Raw genomic sequence first — 21,927 nt, 5'->3', positions numbered from 1 at the left:
GGCTACAGCGTGGCGGCCAGCTCGGTGCCCTGCTTGATCGCCCGCTTGGCGTCGAGTTCGGCCGCGACGTCGGCGCCGCCGATCAGGTGCGGCTCCAGGCCGCGCTCGCGCAGCGCCTCGTACAGGTCGCGGCGCGGTTCCTGGCCGGTGCAGAGCACGATGGTGTCGACGGGCAGCAGTTGGCGTTCGCCGTCCACGGTGATGTGCAGGCCGGCGTCGTCGATCAGGTCGTAGCCGACGCCGGGGACCATCACCACGCCGCGGTGCTTGAGTTCGGTGCGGTGGATCCAGCCGGTGGTCTTGCCGAGCCCGGCGCCGACCTTGCTGCTCTTGCGCTGGAGCAGGTGCACGCTGCGCGGCGGGGCGGGCTGCTCGGGGGTGCGCAGGCCGCCACGGTCGCGGTACTGCGGGTCGATGCCCCACTTGGCCTGGAACACGGGCGGGTTGAGGCTGGCCTGGTCGCCCTGGTCGGTGAGGTACTCGGCGACGTCGAAGCCGATGCCGCCGGCGCCGAGGATGGCGACGCGCTCGCCGACGGGCGCGCCGTCGCGCAGCACGTCGAGGTAGCCGAGCACGCTGGGGTGGTCGATGCCGGGGATGTCGACCGGGGTCCGCGGGGTGACGCCGGTGGCGAGGACGATCTCGTCGTACTCCTCGGCGGCGAGCTGGTCGGCGGTGACGGTGGCGCCGAGGCGCTGGGTGACGCCCAACTCGGCGAGCCGGGTGCGGTAGTAGCGCAGCGTCTCGTCGAACTCCTCCTTGCCGGGGATGCGCCGGGCGACGTTGAGCTGTCCGCCGACGGTGTCGGCGGCGTCGTGGAGGGTGACGTGGTGGCCGCGTTCGGCGGCGGAGACGGCGAAGGCGAGGCCGGCCGGACCGGCACCGACGACGCCGATGCGCTTGCGCAACTTGGTGGGTGAGAGCACGAGTTCGGTCTCGTGGCAGGCGCGCGGGTTGACCAGGCAGGAGGTGATCAGGCCGCTGAAGGTGTGGTCGAGGCAGGCCTGGTTGCAGCCGATGCAGGTGTTGATGGCGGCGGCGCGGTCGCCCTGCGCCTTGGCGACGAAGTCGGCGTCGGCGAGCAGCGGGCGGGCCAGCGAGACCAGGTCGGCGTAGCCGTCGGCGAGCAACTGCTCTGCCAGTTCGGGGGTGTTGATCCGGTTGGTGGTGACCAGCGGGATGCCGACCTTGCCCATCACCTTCTTCGTCACCCAGGCGTACGCGCCGCGCGGCACGGAGGTGGCGATGGTGGGGATGCGGGCCTCGTGCCAGCCGATGCCGGTGTTGATGATGGTGGCCCCGGCGGCCTCGACGGCCTGGGCGAGCTGGACGACCTCGTCGAGGGTGGAGCCGCCGGGCACCAGGTCGAGCATGGAGAGGCGGTAGACGATGATGAAGTCCGTGCCGACGCGCTCGCGGACCCGGCGGACGATCTCGACCGGGAAGCGCATCCGCCGCTCGTAGTCGCCGCCCCACGCGTCCTCGCGCCGGTTGGTGGCGGCGACCACGAACTCGTTGATCAGGTAGCCCTCGGAGCCCATGATCTCGACGCCGTCGTACCCGGCGCGGCGGGCGAGTTCGGCGCAGCGGACGAAGTCCTCGATGGTCTGCTCGACCTGCTCGGCGGTGAGCTCGTTGGGCGGGAACGGGCTGATCGGCGCCTGGATCGCGCTGGGGGCGACCAGGTCGCGGTGGTAGGCGTAGCGACCGAAGTGCAGGATCTGCAGGGCGATCCGGCCGCCGGCGGCGTGCACGGCGTCGGTGACGACGCGGTGGCGGTCGGCCTCTGTCTCGGTGGTGAGCATGGCGCCGCCCTCCCAGGGGCGCCCGGCCTCGTTGGGGGCGATGCCACCGGTGACGATCAGGCCGACGCCGCCGCGGGCGCGCTCGGCGTAGAAGGCGGCCATCCGCTCGTAACCGCCGGGGGCCTCCTCCAGGCCGACGTGCATGGAGCCCATGATCACGCGGTTGGGGAGGGTGGTGAAGCCGAGGTCGAGCGGGCTGAGCAGGTGGGGGTAGGGGCTGCCGGGCGTGGCGCTCATCGACGTCTCCTGGGGGCGGCGGGGCTCGGGGGCGGGGCGGGCTTGTTACCGCAGGGTAAGGGACGCTCCGACCGCTATGCAACTAGTTGCATAAGAGAGTTCCGGCCGCACATCCGGGGGACGGAAGCACAGCGGGCGGCGTATGGTCGTGACTATCCGCCATGCCAAGATCGCGGTACGTGAGTACGTGGGACGTGAGAGGGGACGGTCATGCGGGGTGGCTCGGTTGCCGTGGTCGGCGGCAGCATCGCCGGAAGCGCGTTCGCCGGGGCCGCCGCCCGGCTCGGGGCCGAGCAGGTCGTCGTCCTGGAACGCAGCCCCGGCCGGCTGGAGGACCGCGGCGTCGGGATCTGCATCCAGAACGAGCGCTTCGACGAACTCGTCCGCGCCGGGCTGATCGGCGACGACGTCCGCCGCCACCGCCTCACCACCCGCCGCTGGGTCACCGCCTCCCCCGGCGAACGGGACCCGCGCGGACGGGAGCTCTGGCACCAGCCGATGCCGTTCCACTCCCACCACTGGGCCGTCCTCTGGCAGGCACTGCGCGAGCGCACCCCCGACACCGTGGAGTTCCGGCCGGGCACCACGGTCACCACGGTCGGCGGCGACCAGGACGGCGCCTGGGTCTCCGACACGGGCGGCGAGGGCGGCGGGGGCGGCGGGAGCAGCGCTGGGGGCGCAGGCGGCGCCGGCGAACGGTTCGACCTGGTGATCGGCGCGGACGGCTACCGCTCGGCGGTGCGCGCGGCGGTCTGCCCGGAGGCCCGGCCCGAGTACGCCGGGTACGTGTGCTGGCGCGGCAGCTACGACGCGGCCCTGCTGGAGGACGGCCTGCCGGACGGCGGCCGGGGCTGGCCGAGCGACGAGTGCACCACCGTCTGCTACCCCGGCGGCCAGGTCGTGATCTACCGCATCCCGGGGCTCCACCCCGGCACCACCCAGGTGAACTGGGTCTTCTACGCGCCCACGCCCGAGTGGCTGGAACCGGCCGGGCCGACCAGCATCCCGGCGGGGTCGCTCACCGACCAGCAGCTCGACGAACTGGACCGGCTCGCCGACCAGTTGCCGCCGTACTGGGCCGCGGTGGTCGGACTCACCCCGCGCGAACGGACCCTGCTCCAGCCCCTCTACGACCTGGCGGCCCCGCGCCTGGCCGCCGGACGCCTGCTCCTCGGCGGGGACGCGGCCACCGTCGTGCGCCCGCACAACACCAGCGGCGCGGTGAAGGCCCTCCAGGACGCGTACGCCTTCGAGCAGGCCGGGCGGGAGGCCGCCCGGACCGGCGGGTCGTGGTCGACGCTGCTGTCCGCGTACGACCGCGAACGGACCGCGGCCGGGCGGGAGTTGGTGGAGTTGGGCCGCAAGCTCGGCCGGGCGCAGGTCACCACCGCGACCGACTGGCCGGCCATGACCGAGCAGAGCATGTCCGCCTGGTGGCAGCAACAGCTCATCGGCGGCGGGGGTTTCGGCGGCCAGCCACTGGCACGGTCGCCGAAACCCCCGCAGGCCTGAGGTGTTGGGGCCCTGGGCCCGAGGCCTTGTGACCTTGGGCCGTGGGCTTCAGGCCTGAAGGATCAGACGTTGACGCCGTAGTCGGTGGCGATGCCGCGCAGGCCGGAGGCGTAACCCTGGCCGATCGCACGGAACTTCCACTCGACGCCGTTGCGGTAGAGCTCGCCGAAGACCATCGCGGTCTCGGTGGAGGCGTCCTCGCTCAGGTCGTAGCGGGCGATCTCCTGGCCGTTGGCCTGGTTGACGATCCGGATGAACGCGTTGCGGACCTGGCCGAAGTTCTGCAGCCGGGCGTCGGCGTCGTAGATCGACACCGGGAAGACCACCTTGGCCACGTCGGCCGGCACCCGCTCCAGGTCGACCTTGATCTGCTCGTCGTCACCGTCGCCGCCACCGGTCAGGTTGTCGCCGCTGTGCTCGACCGAACCCTCGGGGCTGCTCAGGTTGTTGAAGAAGACGAAGTGCTGGTCCGAGACCACCTTGCCGAGCGCGTTGCACAGCAGCGCACTGGCGTCCAGGTCGTAGTCGGCCCCGGTGGTGGTGCGCACGTCCCAGCCGAGGCCCACGATCACGGCGCTCAGACCGGGCGCCTCCTTGCTCAGCGAGACGTTGCCGCCCTTGGCCAGCGAAACTCCCACAATGCCCTCCTCGGATCTCTCCCTGCGGACGAATCTACAACACTGTAGAGATCACGAGAATCCACCTGCGGTCGGGCTCCGCCCCGGGAATTCCTCAGGGTCCCGGCCTAGACTTGCCGTGCCGGGGCGAGTGCTCCCCCGTGCCTCAGAGCTCCATGCCCCGCGCGGGAGGTTCCCATGCGCCAGCGGTACAGCTTCCACCTCGACCGGGCCGGGCACTCGGTCACCGTCAACATCCGCTCCGGGTGGATCACCGAGACCGAGCTGCTGGTCGACGGCAAGGAGTGCGCCTTCCACCGGGTCCACGGGCACGGCGACTACCCGCTGACGCTGGCGGCGCAGCTCGCCGAGGAGCCGTCCTCGCCACTCGCGGTGCGCCTGGAGCGCACGGGGGCGGCGGAGCATCCGCTGGCCTGCGTCCTGGAGGTGGCGGGGGCGGAGCACGCGATGCCGGAGCGGGTGGGGCGCTGAGGCGGGGGAAGCTCGGCCAACCGGGGAAGGTCGGCTGACCTGGGACAATGGTCGGATGAACGCCACCACCCCCGCCCCCGACGCCCCCTCCCCCGACGAGTTCGACGCGCTGCTCCAGGAGGTGCTGGCGGACGCCGGACGCTTCGGCCACCGCGAGCACGTCCGGCTGACCTGGCTGGCGGTCCGCCGCCACGGCAGCGCCGCCGCCCTCGACCTGGTCGGCGACGGCATCCTGCGCACCGCGACCAAGGCCGGCGCGCCGCAGAAGTTCCACGTCACGATGACCCGGGCCTGGGTCGAGCTGGTGGGCCACCACGCCCGCCCCACCGAGGACGCCGAGGCCGCGGAGGTGGCAGACGACTTCGACGCCTTCGCCGCCCGCCACCCCGAACTGCTCGACAAGGACCTGCTGGCCCGCCACTACCGCCCCGAGACGCTGGCGGGCGAGCGCGCCAAGACCGGCTGGGTCGAGCCGGACCTGGCGCCCTTCCCCTGGTCGCCCACCGCCGGCTGACCGTTACCAGGTACGCACCGTTACCGAGTACCCACCATTACCGAGTACCCACCGTTACCGGGTGCGCCAGGGCCGGCTGAACTCGTGCAGGGCCGCCGTGGCCGGGAGTGCCAGCGGCCCGCCGTCCGCGGGGGCGCCGGCGGGGTGGAGGAAGTGGTCCACCCCGGGCAGGACGCGCAGCCCGGGCCCGGTCGTACCGGCGTCGGTGAGCGCGGCCAGCAGCGGCGGGACGGTCGGGCAGGGGATGTTGGCGTCCGCGGTGCCGCAGGTGACGGTGACCCGGGTGCCGGGGGCGATGCGGCGGGCCGCCGCGGTCGGGTCGACGGCGTCGTCGGTGCGGACGAAGCGGGCGTTCTGCGGGTTGAGGACGCCGTCGAGGAACTCGGGGAGCTTGTCCGGCAGGCCGCTCGTGTCGACGGGCCGGCCGGCCCGGAAGTCGGTGACGACCTGGGCGATGCGCTGCCGGTAGCGCACCGCGTCGGCGGGGGTGACCGCACCGGCTGCGACGGCCTGGTCCAGTGAGTCGTCCAGCTGCCGCTCCAGGCTGTCCAGGAAGCGCTCGTCCTGGGGTGCGAGCAGGGCGAGACCGGCCGGCCGGGGGTGGACGTGCGGTGCGACCAGGAGCGCCCGCAGCGCGCCCTCGCTGTGGCCGACGATCAGCAGTGCGTGCGGGTTCGCCTCCGGCTGGGCGCGCAGCGCGGCGTACGCGCCTTCGGCCTGACGGGTGAAGGCGTCCATGTCCAGGTCGGCGCGGTCGTGGTCCAGGCGGCCGTAACCGGTCCGGCCGGTCGTGTACTTGTCGAACCGCAGGGTCATCACGCCGTCCTCGCCGAGGGTTTCGGCGATGCGGGCGAGGGTGCCGGGGGCGAGGTTCGGCGGTTCGTCGCCGTTGCGGTCGGTCCGGCCGCTGCCGGGTATCAGCAGGGCGGCCGCGAGGCGCCGTCCGGGGCGGTGGGCGGGGACGTGGACGGTGCCGTAGGTGGTGCTGCCGTCCGCGGTGAACTGCACTTCGCGGTCGACCGCGGGCAACAGGCCCTGGTGGGCAGCCGGTTCGGCCGCAGCGGCGGTGCTGCCCAACGCGGCGCAGGTGGCCAGGGCGATGAACCCGGCGAGGGCGCGGGTGTGGCGGCGCATGCTCTTCTCCGTTCGTCAGATGACTGTTCGTGCGGATGCGCGGTCAGCAGGACAGGTCGCCCAGCAGGTTGAGCGAGATCACGAGGACGCCGAGCAGGGCGGGCGGGAGCAGCAGGAACAGGGAGCGCGGATTGCCGAAGTTGAGGCTCCAGCCGAAGCCGAACCGCTTGGGGACGAGCACCGCCGGGTCCTCCCGGTTGACGTAGCACAGGCCGCCGACCCGCCAGCGGTCGTCGTCGTCCCAGTGCACCGCGGTGCGCTCCGCCGTGGGCTGGGCCTGCACCAGCACCCGCAGGCGGCTGCCGCCCTGCCCGGTGCGGACCGCGACGGCGATCACCCCGACGGTGCCGGCGAGCGCCGGGGCCGCGGTCACGGCGGTGTTGACGGTGGTGGCCCCGCCCCAGGTCTGCCAGGCGGCGACGAGGACGGTCAGATCGACGGCGGCCGCGAGGAGCTGCATCGAGATCGCGGTCCGGGAGAGGAACACGCGGTGCTGGAGCACGCTGGCCGCGAGGCGGGCGGGGTCGAGGTCGGCCCGGGCGCGGAAGACGAGCCGGGTCGTCCCGATCACGACGACGGTGAGCCCGATCTGCGCGAACACCGGCAGGAAGGCGCTGAACACGGTCTTGGCGGCGAGGCGGTCGACGGCTCCCGAAGCGCCGACGTGCAGCGGGAGGCGGTCCGGCATCGCCGGGTAGCGGATCACCCCGGCGACGGCGGTGGCCGCGATCACCACCAGGGCGGGCGTGCTCCAGCGCCACGGGAAGCGCTCCGGCCTCGTCCGCAGCGAGGTGTCCACGGCGACCGCCTGCCGCAGCCCGCCGTACCAGTCCTCCCGCAGCTTGACCGAGCGGATCGCGGACCGGGCCCGGACGAACCCGGCGACGCAGGCAGCGACCGGCCCCAGCACGGTCACCGGGCTGGCCAGGGCGTCCAGCAGGCCGGTCGGGGCGTCCACGGGGGCCGACGCGTCGGATCCGGCCGACGCGTCGCCGGCGACCAGCGCGAGCACGAGCCCCAGGCCCAGCGACCCCCCGCCCGCGGCGCCGACCCACCGGCGGTAGGCCCTGCGCTGCGCGGCGATCACCGGATCGGCCGCGTGTGCGGGCGGCACCCGGACGCCGAAGGGCAGCGTCGGGCCGGTCAGCGAGGGCACTAACCAGGCCGTGACCAGGAACAATAACGGGCCGAGTGCGCGGGGCAGCAGTTCTCCGGTCGTCATGCCGGCTCTCCTTGTCCTCTTGCGGTCACGGTGAACCGGGCGAGCGTCGACTCGCAGGCCGCGAGCGCCTCGCGGTCGCCCATGCCCTGGGCGACGGCCTCGGCCAGCAGGGTGCGCAGCCGCGCCGTCCAGTCCTCGGTGAAGTGGGCGGCCGGCGGGCCGGAGCTCGCGTCACGCTGCACGACCGCGCCGTTCTTGCGGTTGAGCAGCAGCAGGCCCTCCCGACGCAGCAGGTCGTAGGCCTTGTTGACAGTGTGGAAGTTGATGCCGAGGTCGGCCGCGAGCTGCCGGGTCGAGGGCAGCGGGCTGCCCACGGCGAGCTCTCCGGAGGCGATCGCCTCGACCACCCGGTCCCTGATCTGCTGGTAGATCGGGACCTCGCTGTTCAGGTCAACGCTCAGAATCACGTCCGCTCCCGCCTGTCTTCCTGCTCTATAAGATATAGAACAGCACACGGCGGGTGGCAAGGGGCAAGGGCTGCGGGGCCGTTCGAACCGGTCGGCTACGCCCCGGGGGTCAGGAGTCCTGGCACTCCCCCAGGATCTCCTCGACCGCCGCCCGGGCCCGGTCCGCGTCCTCGGCGACCAGGCCGATCCTGGTGCGGCGGTCGAGCACGTCCGCGACGTCCAGCGCGCCCTCGTGGGTGACGGCGTACGCGATCTCGGCCCGCGTCACGTCCAGGCCGTCGGCGATGGGCTCGGACTCCCCACCGGCCACCACCTCCCACGCCGCGCCGCCGTGCCGGGCGAACAGCGAGGCGGGCAACGCCCCGACCGGCACCGGGCGGCTGTCCCGGTGCCCGGGGGCGCCGACCAGCGGCAGGCTGTCCGTCCAGCAGGCCCGCGCCGACAGGCCCCGCAGCCGGACGGCGGTGTCCACCGCGTCCTCGGCCATCCGCCGGTAGGTGGTGAGCTTGCCGCCGACCACCGTGATCACCCCGGACGGCGACTCCAGCACTGCGTGCTCCCGGGAGATGTCGGCGGTGCTGCCGCCCCCGGTGTCCAGCAGCGGTCGCAGCCCGGCGTACGCGCCCCGGACGTCCGCCCTGGTCAGCGCGGTCTCCAGGGCGGCGTTCACGGTGTCCAGGAGGAAGCCGATCTCGCCCTCGGTGGGCACCGGCTCGTCCGGGATCGGGCCGGGCGCGTCCTCGTCGGTGAGCCCGATCGCCACCCGGCCCAGCTGCTGCGGCAGCGCGAAGACGAAACGGCTGGTCGAGCCCGGCACCGGCACGGTGAGGGCCGCCGTGGGGTGGCCGAGCGCGGCGGCGTCCACCAGGACATGGGTGCCCCGGCTGGGCCGCAGCTTGATCGAGGTGTCCACCTCGCCCGCCCAGACGCCGGTGGCGTTGACCACCGTGCCCGCCTCGACGGTCAGCGACTGCCCGGACACCGTGTCGACCAGCCGGGCGGAGGTGCCGGTGACCTGCTCGGCCCGCACCCTGGTCAGCACGCTCGCGCCGTACTGCGCGGCCGTCCGGGCCAGCGCCACCACCAGCCGTGCGTCGTCGACGAGTTGACCGTCGTGCGCGACCAGAGCGCCGGACAGCCCGGCCGCCCGGACGCCCGGCACCAGGTGCCGGGTCCGCGCCGCGTCGACCCGGCGCATCCGGGGCAGCAGCGCGCCCGGCGTCCCCGCGGTGAGCCGCAGCAGGTCCCCCGCGTGGAAGCCCGCCCGGATCAGCGAGGCCTGCCCGGGGCGCAGCAACCCCGGGAGCAGCGGCACCAGTTGGGGCAGCGCGCGGATCAGGTGCGGGGCGGTGCGGGTCATCAGCACGTCGCGTTCGACGGCGCTCTCCCGGGCCACGCCGATCCGGCCCGAGGCGAGGTAGCGCAGGCCGCCGTGCACCAGCTTGGAGCTCCAGCGGCTGGTGCCGAAGGCCAGGTCGCGGGCCTCGACGAGGACGGTGCGCAGGCCGCGGGAGGCGGCGTCCAGGGCGACTCCGGCGCCGGTGACGCCGCCGCCGATCACCAGCAGGTCGACGCGCGGGTCGTCGGCGAGCGCGTCCAGCTCCAGTCGGCGCCGCACGGCGTTGAGGCGGCTGGTGCCCGCGAAGGGCCCGGAGGCCGGCCCGGCGCTCCGTCCCCTGTTCCGGACGCCGTTCCGGTCGGCGTTCCGTCCGCCGTTCCGGTCGGCGTTCTGGTTGGCGTTCCGCCCGTCGTTCCGTCCGTCGGCCGTCGAGGTCATGGCGCGAGGTATCCGTTCAGTGCTCTGGCCAGCTCGCGCCGCCAGGCCGCCTCGGGCAGCAGGGAGGCGACCATGCGGTGCGACTGGACGGTGGACTGGGCGATCAGCAGGACCATCGCGGCCAGTTCGACCGGCTCGCCGGCCCGGACCGAGCCGTGCGCCTGCCCCTGCTCGATGCCGGCCCGCAACGCCTCCAGCAGGCCGCGCTGGCTGGTGCCGAGCCGTTCGACGACGTACTCCAGCAGCAGGTCGGAGTCGGCGGAGTGCAGCAGGGCACCGAGCACCGGGTGGTCGCGCAGCCGGACGGCGACCTCGACCACCCCGTCGACCAGGGTCTCGCGGTCGATGACGGCGCCGCGCCCGTGCGCCTCCAGGGCGACGCCCTCCGAGGCGGCGAGGATCTCCCGGGTCAGCAGCGCGCCGATCACCGCCCGGACGTCCGGCCAGCGCCGGTAGACGGTCGGGCGGCTCACCCCGGCGCGGCGGGCGATCTCCGCCAACTGCGTCCGGCGCACGCCGAGATGGACGATCAGGTCGGCGGCGGCGTCCAGGATCGCGTCGTCGGTGCTGCGCGGCTGCGTGGCGCGCTGAAGGTCGGCATGTTCGGCGTTACTACTTGACATGATGTGTGAAACTGTAACGCATGGCACCTGAGACGCAAGCGGAAGCGGCCGGCGCCGCGCTGCCGCTCCCCCCGATGAAGTGGGACGCCTGGGGCGACCCGGCCCTGGCCAAGGAGCTGTCCGCCGACATCAAGGGCCTGCTCGCCGCGGCCCTCGGCGTCACCGGCGACGCGGCCCCCGGACCCACCGCCGACGAGGTCGTACTGCACCCGTCGCGGCTCGCCGAGGACGACCTCAAGGCCCTCGCCGCCACCGTCGGCGAGGCCCACGTCAGCGCCGCCGACGCCGACCGGCTCCCCCGCGCCGGCGGCAAGTCCACCCCCGACCTGCTGCGCCGCCGCAGCCGCGGGCCGCAGGACGCGCCCGACGCGGTCGTCCTGCCCGGCGACGAGGACGAGATCGCCGCCGTCCTCGCGCTCTGCGCCGAACGCCGCATCGCCGTCGTCCCGTTCGGCGGCGGCACCAGCGTCGTCGGCGGCCTCGACCCCGAGCGCGGCGGGCTGCGCGCCGTCGTCTCGCTCGACTTGCGCCGCCTCGACCAGCTGCTCGACCTCGACGAGACCTCCGGCGAGGCCGTCCTCGGCGCCGGCCTCACCGGCCCGGCGGCGGAGGCGCTGCTCGCCGAACGCGGCTGGGAACTCGGCCACTACCCGCAGAGCTTCCGCTACGCCACCATCGGCGGCTTCGCGGCCACCCGCTCCTCCGGCCAGGACTCCGCCGGCCACGGGCGCTTCGACGAGATGGTCCGCGGCCTGCGCGTGGTCACCCCCGTCGGCGTGCTCGACCTCGGCCGCGCCCCCGCCTCCGCCGCCGGCCCCGACCTGCGGGAACTCTTCCTCGGCTCCGAAGGCACCCTCGGCGTGATCACCGCCGTCCGCCTGCGCGTTCACCCGCTGCCCGCCGTGAAGTCCTACGAGGCCTGGAGCTTCCCCGACTTCGCCACCGGCACCGCCGCGCTGCGCGCCGTCGAACAGCAGGGCACCGGCCCGACCGTCATCCGGCTCTCCGACGAGGCCGAGACCATGGTCAACCTCGCCACGACCGAGCAGATCGGCGGCGCCCCCGCCGTCAGCGGCTGCCTCGCCGTCACCGTCTTCGAAGGCACCGCCGAACAGGTCGCCGCCCGCCACCGGCTCACCGGCGACGCCCTGCTCGCCGCCGGCGGCACCACCCTCGGCGAGGCCCCCGCCCGCGCCTGGGAACACGGCCGCTTCAACGCCCCCTACCTGCGCGACTCGCTGCTCAACGCGGGCGCGCTCTGCGAAACCATGGAGACCGCCGCCGACTGGAGCCGGCTGCCCCACCTGCGGGTCGCCGTCACCGAGGCGCTCACCACCGCCCTGCCCGGCGCGCTGGTGCTCTGCCACATCTCGCACGTCTACCCGACCGGTGCCTCGCTCTACTTCACCGTCGTCGCCGCCCTCGGCGAGGACCCGCTCACCCGCTGGGCCGGCGCCAAGCGGGCCGCGGGCGACGCCATCATCGCCGCCGGCGGCACCATCACCCACCACCACGCCGTCGGCGCCGACCACCGGCCCTGGATGACCGAGGAGATCGGCGACCTCGGCGTGCGCATCCTGCGCGCCGTCAAGGCCGAACTCGACCCGGCGGGCATCCTCAACCCCGGCAAGCTGATCCCTTGACATCCTCCCCACCCTGAAGGGCGGGGATTCCTCCCGCGCCTGCGGCACGGACACCCGTGCTTCGCAGGTCGCCGAGGTGGGTTCCCCGTTCGACGGGCCGTGCCTGGCGTGGGATCGCCACGCCGGGTCTGACCGGCCCTCCAGGGGCGTTTAGCCTGTCCGCCTGCCCGGCGGCCAGGATATTTCGAGCAGCGTTGAGGTCACGGTCATGCAGCACACCACACGCACCACAGGCCCACTCGCGGACGGCGAGGGGCTTGGGTCCGTCACGGTGCCCGCACGCCGAGCACAGCTGGGAGGACGGGAAGGCGCGGTGCACAACGTGGACGGTGCGCCCGTAGCGAGCTGCCTTCTCTTCGAGCAGTCGCCGGAAGGTGGACCATCTGGCGTCGTGGACGGACTTGGCCAGACGGCCACGGGCGAGGCCGCGCACGTTCAGATCCTCCAGGTACACCGCTTGGGTCTCGCGGATGATCCTGGTCGTCTGCTTGTGCAGCCAGTCCATGCGGGTATCGGCCACCTTGGCGTGCGCCTTGGCGACCTTCCGGCGGGCCTTCTCCTGGTTCCTGCTGCCCTTGGCCTTGCGGGACAGCTCCCGCTGCGCGGCCTTCAGCTTCTTCTCGACCTTGCGGAGGAAGCGCGGGTTGTCGATGACGCTGCCGTCCGAGAGGACGGCGTAGGTGGTCAGCCCGAGGTCGATGCCGACCTCGGCATCGACCTCGGGCAGGTGGTCCGGCTCGACGTCCACGACGAAACTGGCGTGGTACCGGCCGGACGGGTCCAGCACGATCGTCACGGACGACGGATCCGCGGGCAGCACACGGGACCACTTCACCCGTACGTCACCGATCTTCGCCAGGTTCAACTTGCCGTTGCTCCGGATGCGGAACCCGTTGCGCGTGAACCGCAGGGACTGCCGCGCGTCCCGCTTGGACTTGAACCGGGGAAGCCCGATCGGCCGACCAGCCCGCTTGCCGGACACCGAGTCGAAGAAGTTCCGGTAGGCCGTGTCCAGATCCCGCAGGGACTGGATCAGCGGGTCCACACCCACCGACGCCAGCCACGCCCGCTCGGTGGTCTTCTTCGCCGCCGTGATCACGGACTTCTGCAAGTACGTGGCCTTCGGGTACGGCAGTCCGCTCCTGCGGGCCTCCTTCCGCGCCGCCAAGGCGTCGTTGAACACCACCCGAGCACACCCGAACGTCCGAGCCAGCGCAGCACGCTGACCCACCGTCGGGTAGATGCGAAAGGAGTACCGCAGATGCACGAGATCAACCTACCGAGGGCCACCGACAACAACTCACGTCAGAACCACCGAAGATCACTCCGCCGCTTCGCGGCTCCGGCCCAAGGACCCTCCCCCACCCTCCGGGCGGGGGGACCCCCACCTCCCCGGCCTGAAGGCCGGAGCACCCTGGGAGATCAAAGGTGAGCAACGACCCGAGACCAGCCGTCCGCCGGGTCGCCGTCCTCGGCAACCCGGCGGCCGGTGCCGGCCACGCCGCACCCGCCGCCCACCGGGCCGTCGCCCGGCTGCGCGCCCTCGGCCTCCAGGTGGACCCGCACACCGGCCGCGACCCCGAGGACGCCCTGCGCCTCGCCCGCGAGGCCGTCGCGGACGGCGTCGACGCGCTCGTCACCGTCGGCGGCGACGGCATGATCAACCTCGCCCTCCAGGCCCTCGCCGGCACCGGCGTCCCGCTCGGCGTCATCCCCGCCGGCACCGGCAACGACCACGCCCGCGAGTACGGCCTGCCCCGCGACAACCCCGAAGCCGCCGCCGACGTCATCGCGGCCGGGCGCGTCCGCACCGTCGACCTCGGCCGGATCACCGCCGCCGACGGCACCACCCGCTGGTTCGGCTCCGTGCTCGCCACCGGCTTCGACTCCCTGGTCAGCGACCGGGCCAACCGGCTGCGCTGGCCGCGCGGCCGGATGCGCTACAACCTCGCCATCCTCGCCGAGTTCGCCAACCTGCGCCCGCTGCCCTTCCGTGTCACCCTCGCCGACGGCACCGTCATCGAACGCGACCTCACCCTCGCCGCCGTCGGCAACACCCGCAGCTACGGCGGCGGCATGCTCATCTGCCCGGGCGCCCTCCCCGACGACGGCCAGCTCGACCTCACCCTCGTCGCCGCCATGCCCCGGCTGCGCATCGCCCGCTTCTTCCCCACCATCTTCAAGGGCACCCACACCCGACACCCGGAGGTCACCACCCACCGCACCCCGTCCCTGCGGATCGAATCCCCCGCCATCACCGCCTACGCCGACGGCGAGTTCATCGCCCCGCTCCCGGTGGAGGTGACGGTCACCCCCGGCGCCCTGCACCTGCTGGTGCCGTAGGCCCGGAGACGGCCGGCCGGCTTGGGGCGGGCGTCACGGGCGTGACGCCCTCATGGGTGTCACGGGCGTCATTGGCTTATGGGCGTCATGGGGCGTCACCCGACCAGTCGGCGGCGCCAGAGGAGGGAGTGGACCTCGATCGCGCGGGACGGGTCACCGTTCCAGCGTGTGGGCAGACCTGCGGCGGTGAGGGCGGCGACCACCTCGTGGCCGACCGCAGTGGTGGTCAGCGGGGAGCCGTCGAAGCCGCCGTACAGGAGGGACAGACCGTGACCGGCGGCGGCGGAGTCGGTGCACTGGGAGTGGAAGTAGACGAAGCCGCGGGCGTCGGGATCGCCCTCGGCGCCGATTTCGGCGTCGCCGCAGCTGCGGCAGCACGTGAAGTCCTCCCGGGCGGTGATGCCCGCGACCTCCAGGGCGCCGAAGGCACGGGTGAGGCGCTCCGGGTCGGTCTCGCCCAGCCAGCCGGTCTGCTCGCCGACCCGCTCCAGCCAGAGCCGGTCGGCGAGTTGCCCGGCCTGCTCGCGGGTGACCGGACGGCGGTCGCCCGCGACCAGGTAGTCCTCGGCCAGTTCGGCGAGCCGGGCGCGGGTGGTGTAGCCGCCGGCGAGGGTGAGGCGCAGGCGCTCCTCCAGATCCCCGGTCTCCTCGGCCGTGAGCACCAGCGGCGGGACGGGCTCGGGCGCGGGCCCCGTGTCGAGCCGCTCCCAGGCCAAGCCGTCGCCCCAACCCGGTTCGCCCTGCGCCCAGGCCGTCATCGCGGCGGCGACCGGCTCGGGCCCGTCGAGCCGCACCTCGAAGTGCCGCTCGGCGGAGCCGTCGCGGTGTTCGAGCGCGTAGTCGCCGCCCTCGGCGTGCCACACCTGGATGTAGACGTCGGGCAGGTCCGGTATCCGCTGGACGACCAGGAAACGGTCGCCGTCCGCACCGATCCGCCGCACCAGGCGCGCCAGTTCGTCCGCGCTCACCCGGAGGTGTCGCCCGTTGTTGTCCTGCACCGTGATCGCCAGCATGCCGTCACCCTTGCACACGGCACTGACATTGATGCTGATACTCAGGTTCCGGTGGTCGTGGCTCGGGCACTGACTGACGCCCTGCTGGGCTGTCCTCCGGTTGTCAACGACAGGCCGCCGGCCACCTCCTCGCCGCCGCCCAGCAGGACGGCACCATCCGCCCCGACGTCACCGCCGTCGACATCTTCGCCCTCGCCAACGCCCTCAGCTGGATCGCCGACCGGGCCCCCACCCTCGCCGACCGCCGCGACCACCTGTTCCGGCTGGTACTGGACGGCCTGCGGCCCCGCGAGTGATTCCCTGGCGGGAATTGTCGCCCCGCGGACCGGCCCGCAGGATGGGGGGCAGAGCCGATCACACGGAGGAACAGGACCATGAGCAACCACACCACCGCCCAGCAACTCGCCGACCGCTACGCCGCGTTGTGGACGGAGTCGGATGCCGGCCTGCGGCGGAAGGCGATCGAGGAGCTGTGGACCGAGGACGGGACGCATCTGCTGCATCCGCCGGTCGAGGTGCGGGAGGCGGCCGCGCGGGTCGGCTTCGACGAGCCGGTGCTGGAGGCGCGCGGGTACGAGGAGTTGGAGGTGCGGGTGACGCGGGCGTACGAGGAGTTCGTGGCGCCCGGGGAGTTCACCTTCCGGGCGCGGCAGGACGCGGTGCGGCTGCGGGACGTGGTCCGGTTCGGCTGGGAGATGGTGCCGACCAGTGGGGGTGAACCGGTCGGCGGCGGTGCGGAGTTCGTGGTGCTCGGGGCGGACGGGCGGATCGCCGCCGACTACCAGTTCCCGGGGTTCTGAGCGGGGGCGGCACCGCGCAGCGCCTGGGCGCTCGCCTCGTCGGCGGGGAGGAAGGCCTCCAACTTGAGCTCGGCGAGGGTGATGTCGACGGCGGTGGCGAAGGTGGTCACCGTCGTCATCAGGTGCAGCTCGCCGACCGAGGTGCGCAGCTGGAGCGGCACGGCGAAGCCCAGGTGCTGCTCGGTGACCTCGAGTTCGGGCACGTAGGTGGTCAACTCGGCGTGCAGTTCGCCGAGATGGGTCGTTCGTTCGAGGATGTGCCGGGCCCAGGCCGCGAAGTTGACGATGCGCGGGGCGAGGCCGTCCGGGTGGAGGGCGAGCCGGTAGGCGTTGGTGCCGGGGCCGACGAGGCGCGGGTCGGCACCCTCGGTCACCAGGTCCAGGGCCCGGTTGGCCGCGACGACCTCGCCCCGACGGTCCACCACCAGGGCGGGGTACGGGAGGTGGCCGGCCAGGATGTGGTCGATCGCCGTCCGGACCGGCGCCAGCGCGGGCCCGTCCAGCGGGCTCTCCGGGTAGACCGGGGCGTAACCGGCGGCCAGCAGCAGCTCGTTGCGGTCGCGCAGCGGCAGGTCGAGGGATTCGGCGAGCCGGACCACCATGCCCCGCCTGGGGACGGAACGGCCGGACTCGATGAAGCTGAGGTGCCGCTGGGTGGTGCCCGCCCGGGTGGCGAGGTCGAGTTGGCTGAGCCGGCGGTCGGTGCGGCGCTCGCGCAGCGCCTGGGGGAAGTCCACGAGGAGAGTTCTATCCCGGGCGCGCGCCGGCCGCCATTCCCGGAAGGGAATTGAGCCGACTCCCGCGGCGCGGGCAGGATCTGCGGCATGGACATCGGTGTTTTCCTTCCGACCGGCCAGGCCCAGTGGACGCCCGCCGGAGACCCCCGCGAGTTGATCGGATTCGCCCGCCGGGCCGAGGAGTTGGGGTTCTCCTCGATCTTCGTCAACGACTCCCTGCTCACCCCGCGGATCGAGCCGCTCACCATGCTGTCGGCCGTCGCCTCGGTGACGGAACGGATCACGCTCGGCACGGGGGCGCTGCTGCCCGTCCTGCGGCGCCCGGTCCTGGCCGCGCAGACGCTGGCCTCGATCGACCTGCTGTCGGGCGGTCGGCTGGCGGTCGCGGTCGGCGCCGGCTTCCCCGGGCGCTTCGGCCAGCCGCTGCACGAGCTGTCCCAGGTGCCGTGGGAGCGGCGGTTCGCCCGGCTGGACGAGACGGTCGACCTGTGGCGGGCCCTGTGGCGCGGGGACACGGAGTTCCACGGCGAGTTCCACTCCTTCGACGCCATCCCGCCCATGACCACCCCGTTCCGCCCCGGCGGGCCGCCGATCTGGCTCGGCGGCGCGACTCCGGCCGCGCTCGCCCGCACCGGGCGCCGGTACGACGGCTGGCTGCCCTACCCGCCCACCCCGCAGGGCTACGCCGACGGGCTCGCCGGCGTCCGGGACGCCGCACAGGGGGCCGGACGCGACCCCGGGGCCGTCACCCCGGCCCTCTTCGTCAATGTCCGGATCGACCGCGACGTCGAGGCCGCCCGGCAGACCGTGGACGCCTACGCCCTGGCCAACTACGGCCTGCCGCTGGCGGAGGTGGAGAAGATCCAGGCCTTCGCCCTCGGCACCCCCGAGGAGGTCGCCGCCACGCTCGGCCGGTACGCCGCGGCCGGTGCCCGGCACCTGGTGGTCCGCCTGGGGGCGCTCGACCTCCCGTCCCAGCGGGAGCAGTTGGAGCGGCTGGCGGCGGTGCGGGAGCAGCTGTTGCAGCCCGTCGGGTGAGGCCGCGGGGTCGCGGGGCCGGGCCGGTGGACGGGCCGGTGGACGGGCCGGTTGGCCGGGCCGCCGGGGCCCGGGCCGGCTCTCCCGGCCCGGGCCCCCGCCGGGTCAGATCCCCTTCGTCGCCGTGATCCGCCCGGCCTCGATGGCGGCGAGCAGTTCGGCGTGGTCGGCCACCGTCTGGTCGGCGTACTGGAGGGAGAAGTCGGCGATCGCGTCGGCGAAGGTGTCGGCCTTGCCGAGGTAGCCGGCGATGGCGATCCGGTCGCCGGTGCGCGCGTGCGCCCGGGCGAGGGTGCGGCCGCACAGGTCGGCGTAGGCGCGCAGGCCGGACGGGGTCATGTCGCCGACCTCGGCCGAGCCCTTCATGTCGCGCAGTTGGCGCCCGTAGAAGTGGCGGCCGGCCGGGCCGGTGGTCCAGCCGAGGAAGATGTCGCTGGCCGCCTGCATCAGGTGCTGCCCGGTGACCACACGCCGGCCGCCGTGGTGCGCGGCGACCTCGGCGTCGACCCGGGTGGGCGGCAGGTGGTCCTCGAGCACCGACCGCCCGGCCTCCTTGACCTGGAGGAACAGCGGGTCGCGCTCGTCGCGGCCCTCCAGCAGGAGGATGAAGCAGCGGGTGCCGACGCTGCCGACGCCGACGACCTTCATGGCACCGTCGAGGAAGCGGTAGCGGTCGAGGAGGACCCGGCGGTCCTCGGCGAGGGTGGCCCGGTAGTCGCTGAACACCTTGCCGACCTCGCGCAGTTCGGTCTTCTTCAGCGGTTCGATGAGCGGCGGGTCGTTGACGATGCGGCGCCGCCCGTCCCGCTCCTCGGTGAGTTTGCCGAAGGCATGGAGGCTGGTGCGGCGGCGGGCCCGGGCGAGGTTCTCCTCGACCCGCTTGCGCTGCTTGGCCTTGGGCACCAGCGGGAGCAGGTCCTCGGTGTCGATCCGGGCGTACCAGACGTCGAGTTCGCCCATCGCGGCCAGTCTGTGCATGGCGGTGGCGTAGCCCTGGACGGCGGTGCGGGCGGCGCGGTGCACCCGGTCGTCGTCCAGGCCGTTGTCGCGGGCGGCGACGGCCACGCTGGCGGCGAGGCGTTTGACGTCCCACTCGAAGGGCCCGGGATAGGTCTCGTCGAAGTCGTTGACGTCGAAGAGCAGCGCGCGTTCCGGGGAGGCGTACACGCCGAAGTTCAACAGGTGGGCGTCGCCGCAGAGTTGGACGGTGAGGCCGCTGTCGGGCACGGCCGCGAGGTCGGCGGCCATGACGGCGGCGGCGCCGCGCAGGAAGGTGAACGGGGTGTCGGACATCCGTCCGTAGCGGATCGGCAGCAGCCGGGTGACCCGGTCGGCCCCTTGGCGCACCAGGACGTCGATCGGGTCGGGCCGGTCGGCGGCGGGGATCCAGCGGCCGTGGGCGGAGCGGGAGACACGGTCGCGGGCCTCCCGGCCGTGCCGACGGCGTTCGGCGGGGGTGGTCATGCACGGCTCCTCGGTCGACGACGGGGTGGCGGGTGCACCCTCCCCCTGCACCTCCCTCGTGACGCTAGGGCACGGGTGCCGGGGGGCGCAGCGCACGCCCCCCGGCACCTCTGCCGTTCGGGTGAAACCCGGGCCGCCGGGAGCGCCGGGTTCACTCCGGTGACGGCACCGCCCCCGGGGCTCCGGGGGCCTCGGCCTCCGGGGCCCGGGCCGCCGGGATCACTCCACGACGAAGTCCGCCATCATCGACATGTCCTCGTGCTCCAGGTTGTGGCAGTGCAGCATGTACGTCCCCCGGTAGTCGGTGAAGCGCACCAGCACCTCCACCGCCTCGGCCGGCCGCAGGTCGACGGTGTCCTTCCAGCCGCCGTCGTACCGGCCCGGGTCCTTGCCGTTGCGGCCGAGCACCTGGAAGTGGTCGAGGTGGACGTGCACGGGGTGGTGCACGTCGCTGGAGAGCCGCCAGATCTCGGTGCTGCCGAGGGCGGGCCGGGCGAGTTCGCGGCCCGGTTCGTAGGCCTGGCCGTTGATGGTCCAGCCGTCGCCGCGGCTGCGCCGGAAGTTGAAGGAACGGGTGGTGACGGCGGCACCGGCGTCCAGGTGTTCGACGGTGGACAGCTTGTCCGGCACGGTCGCGTCGTCGTGGACCTGCCGGGAGGAGACGTCGAAGCGCATCACCTCGGCGGTGCGGCCGCTGCCGAAGCGGTTGAGCAGGCGGACGGAGGTGCCCGGCTCGTAGCGGGAGAAGTCGACGACGATGTCGAAGCGCTCGGCGGGGGCGATCTCCAGCGCGTCGTGGGCGACCGGGGCGTCCAGCAGGCCGCCGTCGGACCCGATCTGGACGAGGGCGTCGCCGCCGGAGGGCTGCGGGTCGAGTTCGAGGCGGTAGAGGCGGGCGTTGGAGGCGTTGAGCAGGCGCAGCCGGTAGCGGGCGCGGTCCACGTCGAGGCGGGGCCAGGGGGCGCCGTTGACCAGGATGACGTCGCCGAGGACGCCGTTCATGTACTCGTCGGTGACGCCGGGCACCGCGAGGGCGGCGTCGGTGGCGGGGTAGTGGAAGGAGCCGTCGGCGGCGAAGGCGCGGTCGGCGATCATCAGCGGCAGGTCGCGTTCGCCGCGCGGCAGTGGCAGGGCGTTCTCCTCGTCGTCGTGCACGAGGTGGAAGCCGGCCAGGCCGCGCCAGACGCCGGGGCCGGTGAAGCCCATCCGGTGGTCGTGGTACCAGAGGGTGGCGGCGCGCTGGTTGCCCGGGTAGGTGTGGGCGCGCTCGCCGGTGACGGTCTTCCCGGCGGCGTGTTCCATCCCGGCCATGCCCTCCATGCCGGCCGTCCCACCCGTTCCGGCCATCCCGGGCATGCCCGCGTGGCCGGCGGATCCGCCCGGGGAGCCGACGGGCAGCAGCAGGTCGACCGGGTAGCCGTCGCTGTCGGCGGGGGTGTGGCCGCCGTGCAGGTGGACCACGGAGGGGACCGGCAGCTCGTTGCGGTGCTTGATCACCACCGCCCGCCCCGACCGGGTGACCACGGTCGGCCCGGGGAAGGTGCCCCCGTACGTCCAGGCCTCGGTCTTGACGCCCGGCAGGATCTCCAGTTTGGCGACCCGCTGGGTGATCTCGTAGTAGTCGGTGGTGCCGTCGCTGCGCACGGGCTGGAGCACGGACGGCACCGGCAGCGGCACTTGGAACGGCTCCGGCAGGTCGAGTTCGCTGCTGAGCAGTCGGCCCGGGCGGCCTTCGGCGAGCAGCCGGGCGGCCGAGGGCACGGCGACCGCGGCCAGCGCGCCCGCGCCGAGGACGGAGGCGCCGATGCCGAGGAACCGGCGGCGGTTCACTTGGACACCTCCACCGGCCCGCCGGGACGCGGCAGCCGTCCGCTGCCGTCCGGCGCCGGCAGGCTGCCCGCGCGGGCGGGCAGCGGCAGCCGCCAGGCGCCGACCAGCCCGAACAGGATGCCGCAGACCAGCAGCACCCCGAGGGTGACGTGCACGCCGATGGCCCGGCCGTAGCCGGCGGCGATCTGGCCGATGACGGCGACGGTCAGCACGGCGGTGGTCCACAGCGGCCAGAGCGGGCCGCGGCCGGGGCGGCGGACCAGCGCGGCGACCACCAGCTGGACGACGACCACCGTGCCCAGCGTCATCGCGGTGCCCTCGTGGTCCTTGAGCGACTCGTAGGTGCCGTTGAGGAAGCTGCCGGCCAGCATCACCTGGAGCAGGGCCAGCAGGCCGAGGGTGGTCGCGGTGATGCGTAGCAGGATCAGCGGCCAACGGGGCGCGGTGACCGCGGGAGGACTGCTCATTGTCGGGCTACTCTCTCTGCTCGGCGGGTCGGGCGGGGCGGGCGAGAGCGTAGCTGATCCGACATCACGATCAGTTCCAATAAAGAGCTTTGGCGTGATCCACCACCCCATTGCGCCTGCTCGGACCAGGTTCGTCACCCGTACGAGGGACGCTCTGGTGTGGGCCTTGAGCGATCCTCGACCGGGGCGGCATGGCCGGGGCAGCATGACCGGGCGGCTTGACCGGGGTTGGCATGACCGGGGTGCTGCGCG

General features: G+C 73.6%; 21 protein-coding genes. 8 read left to right on the top strand and 13 right to left on the bottom strand.

Annotated elements, in window-relative coordinates:
- Positions 1–2: 2 nt before the first annotated feature.
- Positions 3–2,042, bottom strand: coding sequence for an oxidoreductase (locus ABTY15_RS31405; RefSeq protein WP_350602641.1), 2,040 nt, complete (start codon positions 2,040–2,042; stop codon positions 3–5).
- A 210-nt stretch (positions 2,043–2,252) separates the two neighbouring features.
- On the opposite strand from ABTY15_RS31405, the gene ABTY15_RS31400 reads away from it, so the two are divergent.
- Positions 2,253–3,554 (top strand): FAD-dependent monooxygenase, encoded by a 1,302-nt coding sequence (locus tag ABTY15_RS31400; RefSeq protein WP_350602637.1) that lies wholly within the window; start codon positions 2,253–2,255, stop codon positions 3,552–3,554.
- A 62-nt stretch (positions 3,555–3,616) separates the two neighbouring features.
- On the opposite strand, the gene ABTY15_RS31395 is transcribed toward ABTY15_RS31400, so the two are convergent.
- Entirely contained in the window at positions 3,617–4,192 is a 576-nt protein-coding gene (locus ABTY15_RS31395) for a TerD family protein (protein ID WP_350602635.1), read from the bottom strand.
- 177 nt (positions 4,193–4,369) lie between these two features.
- Between ABTY15_RS31395 and ABTY15_RS31390 the strand changes: the two genes are divergently transcribed.
- Together ABTY15_RS31390 and ABTY15_RS31385 are read left to right on the top strand one after the other, a co-directional pair.
- A complete protein-coding gene (locus ABTY15_RS31390) occupies positions 4,370–4,663 on the top strand; it encodes a hypothetical protein (protein ID WP_350602632.1) in 294 nt (97 codons plus the stop codon).
- 55 nt (positions 4,664–4,718) lie between these two features.
- Entirely contained in the window at positions 4,719–5,177 is a 459-nt protein-coding gene (locus ABTY15_RS31385; protein ID WP_350602629.1) for a hypothetical protein, read from the top strand.
- A 54-nt stretch (positions 5,178–5,231) separates the two neighbouring features.
- Here ABTY15_RS31385 and ABTY15_RS31380 read toward each other — a convergent pair whose 3' ends face one another.
- The 5 genes from ABTY15_RS31380 to ABTY15_RS31360 form a co-directional block, all read right to left on the bottom strand.
- The gene (locus ABTY15_RS31380) at positions 5,232–6,311 is read right to left on the bottom strand and encodes an alpha/beta hydrolase (protein ID WP_350602627.1); all 1,080 of its coding nucleotides are present in this window, start codon (positions 6,309–6,311) and stop codon (positions 5,232–5,234) included.
- Between the two features lie 43 nt (positions 6,312–6,354).
- Positions 6,355–7,533: a DUF1648 domain-containing protein gene (locus tag ABTY15_RS31375; protein WP_350602623.1), complete on the bottom strand. Its 1,179-nt coding sequence runs from the start codon at positions 7,531–7,533 to the stop codon at positions 6,355–6,357.
- Positions 7,530–7,940, bottom strand: coding sequence for a GntR family transcriptional regulator (locus ABTY15_RS31370; RefSeq protein WP_350602622.1), 411 nt, complete (start codon positions 7,938–7,940; stop codon positions 7,530–7,532). The genes ABTY15_RS31375 and ABTY15_RS31370 overlap by 4 nt, the downstream gene beginning before the upstream one ends.
- 109 nt (positions 7,941–8,049) lie before the next feature.
- Entirely contained in the window at positions 8,050–9,717 is a 1,668-nt protein-coding gene (locus ABTY15_RS31365) for a glycerol-3-phosphate dehydrogenase/oxidase (RefSeq protein ID WP_350602615.1), read from the bottom strand.
- Positions 9,714–10,340, bottom strand: coding sequence for a TetR/AcrR family transcriptional regulator (locus ABTY15_RS31360; protein ID WP_350602613.1), 627 nt, complete (start codon positions 10,338–10,340; stop codon positions 9,714–9,716). Before ABTY15_RS31360 ends, ABTY15_RS31365 begins: the two co-directional genes overlap by 4 nt.
- Positions 10,341–10,360: 20 nt before the next feature.
- Here ABTY15_RS31360 and ABTY15_RS31355 point away from each other — a divergent pair, with 20 nt between their 5' ends.
- A complete protein-coding gene (locus ABTY15_RS31355; RefSeq protein WP_502893635.1) occupies positions 10,361–11,983 on the top strand; it encodes an FAD-binding oxidoreductase in 1,623 nt (540 codons plus the stop codon).
- Here the strand turns inward: ABTY15_RS31355 and ABTY15_RS31350 are convergent.
- Entirely contained in the window at positions 11,958–13,250 is a 1,293-nt protein-coding gene (locus ABTY15_RS31350; protein ID WP_350602606.1) for an RNA-guided endonuclease InsQ/TnpB family protein, read from the bottom strand. The genes ABTY15_RS31355 and ABTY15_RS31350 overlap by 26 nt on opposite strands.
- 161 nt (positions 13,251–13,411) lie before the next feature.
- Between ABTY15_RS31350 and ABTY15_RS31345 the strand changes: the two genes are divergently transcribed.
- On the top strand, positions 13,412–14,326 hold the full coding sequence (locus ABTY15_RS31345; protein WP_350602602.1) for a diacylglycerol kinase: 915 nt from the start codon (positions 13,412–13,414) through the stop codon (positions 14,324–14,326).
- 95 nt (positions 14,327–14,421) lie between these two features.
- Here ABTY15_RS31345 and ABTY15_RS31340 read toward each other — a convergent pair whose 3' ends face one another.
- Positions 14,422–15,339: a DUF6891 domain-containing protein gene (locus ABTY15_RS31340; protein ID WP_350602598.1), complete on the bottom strand. Its 918-nt coding sequence runs from the start codon at positions 15,337–15,339 to the stop codon at positions 14,422–14,424.
- Positions 15,340–15,428: 89 nt separating this feature from the next.
- Here ABTY15_RS31340 and ABTY15_RS31335 point away from each other — a divergent pair, with 89 nt between their 5' ends.
- Together ABTY15_RS31335 and ABTY15_RS31330 are read left to right on the top strand one after the other, a co-directional pair.
- Complete coding sequence (locus ABTY15_RS31335) at positions 15,429–15,635, top strand: SbtR family transcriptional regulator (protein WP_350602678.1); 207 nt, start codon at positions 15,429–15,431, stop codon at positions 15,633–15,635.
- Between the two features lie 78 nt (positions 15,636–15,713).
- Positions 15,714–16,139 carry a hypothetical protein gene (locus ABTY15_RS31330; protein ID WP_350602596.1) on the top strand — a complete coding sequence of 142 codons (426 nt, stop codon included), beginning with the start codon at positions 15,714–15,716 and terminating at the stop codon, positions 16,137–16,139.
- Here the strand turns inward: ABTY15_RS31330 and ABTY15_RS31325 are convergent.
- On the bottom strand, positions 16,118–16,876 hold the full coding sequence (locus ABTY15_RS31325; RefSeq protein WP_350602592.1) for a helix-turn-helix domain-containing protein: 759 nt from the start codon (positions 16,874–16,876) through the stop codon (positions 16,118–16,120). The two genes, ABTY15_RS31330 and ABTY15_RS31325, sit on opposite strands and share 22 nt — an antisense overlap.
- An 87-nt stretch (positions 16,877–16,963) precedes the next feature.
- Between ABTY15_RS31325 and ABTY15_RS31320 the strand changes: the two genes are divergently transcribed.
- Positions 16,964–17,914 (top strand): LLM class flavin-dependent oxidoreductase, encoded by a 951-nt coding sequence (locus tag ABTY15_RS31320; protein WP_350602589.1) that lies wholly within the window; start codon positions 16,964–16,966, stop codon positions 17,912–17,914.
- A gap of 105 nt (positions 17,915–18,019) precedes the next feature.
- Here the strand turns inward: ABTY15_RS31320 and ABTY15_RS31315 are convergent, their stop codons facing one another.
- The 3 genes from ABTY15_RS31315 to ABTY15_RS31305 form a co-directional block, all read right to left on the bottom strand.
- Positions 18,020–19,378 (bottom strand): DUF2252 domain-containing protein, encoded by a 1,359-nt coding sequence (locus tag ABTY15_RS31315; RefSeq protein ID WP_350602585.1) that lies wholly within the window; start codon positions 19,376–19,378, stop codon positions 18,020–18,022.
- Between the two features lie 219 nt (positions 19,379–19,597).
- Complete coding sequence (locus tag ABTY15_RS31310) at positions 19,598–21,208, bottom strand: multicopper oxidase family protein (RefSeq protein WP_350602581.1); 1,611 nt, start codon at positions 21,206–21,208, stop codon at positions 19,598–19,600.
- Complete coding sequence (locus ABTY15_RS31305) at positions 21,205–21,675, bottom strand: hypothetical protein (protein ID WP_350602578.1); 471 nt, start codon at positions 21,673–21,675, stop codon at positions 21,205–21,207. Before ABTY15_RS31305 ends, ABTY15_RS31310 begins: the two co-directional genes overlap by 4 nt.
- Between the last annotated feature and the right edge of the window lie 252 nt (positions 21,676–21,927).

This window comes from Kitasatospora sp. NPDC097643, assembly GCF_040302625.1.
GTDB lineage: Bacteria > Actinomycetota > Actinomycetes > Streptomycetales > Streptomycetaceae > Kitasatospora.
Note: the sequence above shows the minus strand (reverse complement) of the source record. Positions and strands in the feature narration are given on the sequence as shown.

Coding starts and splice junctions, on each gene's coding strand:
- ABTY15_RS31385 (WP_350602629.1), top strand. CDS start 4,719: ATGAACGCCACCACCCCCGCCCCCGACGCCCCCTCCCCCGACGAGTTC.
- ABTY15_RS31340 (WP_350602598.1), bottom strand. CDS start 15,339: ATGCTGGCGATCACGGTGCAGGACAACAACGGGCGACACCTCCGGGTG.
- ABTY15_RS31400 (WP_350602637.1), top strand. CDS start 2,253: ATGCGGGGTGGCTCGGTTGCCGTGGTCGGCGGCAGCATCGCCGGAAGC.
- ABTY15_RS31375 (WP_350602623.1), bottom strand. CDS start 7,533: ATGACGACCGGAGAACTGCTGCCCCGCGCACTCGGCCCGTTATTGTTC.
- ABTY15_RS31305 (WP_350602578.1), bottom strand. CDS start 21,675: ATGAGCAGTCCTCCCGCGGTCACCGCGCCCCGTTGGCCGCTGATCCTG.
- ABTY15_RS31380 (WP_350602627.1), bottom strand. CDS start 6,311: ATGCGCCGCCACACCCGCGCCCTCGCCGGGTTCATCGCCCTGGCCACC.
- ABTY15_RS31315 (WP_350602585.1), bottom strand. CDS start 19,378: ATGACCACCCCCGCCGAACGCCGTCGGCACGGCCGGGAGGCCCGCGAC.
- ABTY15_RS31365 (WP_350602615.1), bottom strand. CDS start 9,717: ATGACCTCGACGGCCGACGGACGGAACGACGGGCGGAACGCCAACCAG.
- ABTY15_RS31360 (WP_350602613.1), bottom strand. CDS start 10,340: ATGTCAAGTAGTAACGCCGAACATGCCGACCTTCAGCGCGCCACGCAG.
- ABTY15_RS31320 (WP_350602589.1), top strand. CDS start 16,964: ATGGACATCGGTGTTTTCCTTCCGACCGGCCAGGCCCAGTGGACGCCC.
- ABTY15_RS31330 (WP_350602596.1), top strand. CDS start 15,714: ATGAGCAACCACACCACCGCCCAGCAACTCGCCGACCGCTACGCCGCG.
- ABTY15_RS31405 (WP_350602641.1), bottom strand. CDS start 2,042: ATGAGCGCCACGCCCGGCAGCCCCTACCCCCACCTGCTCAGCCCGCTC.
- ABTY15_RS31355 (WP_502893635.1), top strand. CDS start 10,361: ATGGCACCTGAGACGCAAGCGGAAGCGGCCGGCGCCGCGCTGCCGCTC.
- ABTY15_RS31390 (WP_350602632.1), top strand. CDS start 4,370: ATGCGCCAGCGGTACAGCTTCCACCTCGACCGGGCCGGGCACTCGGTC.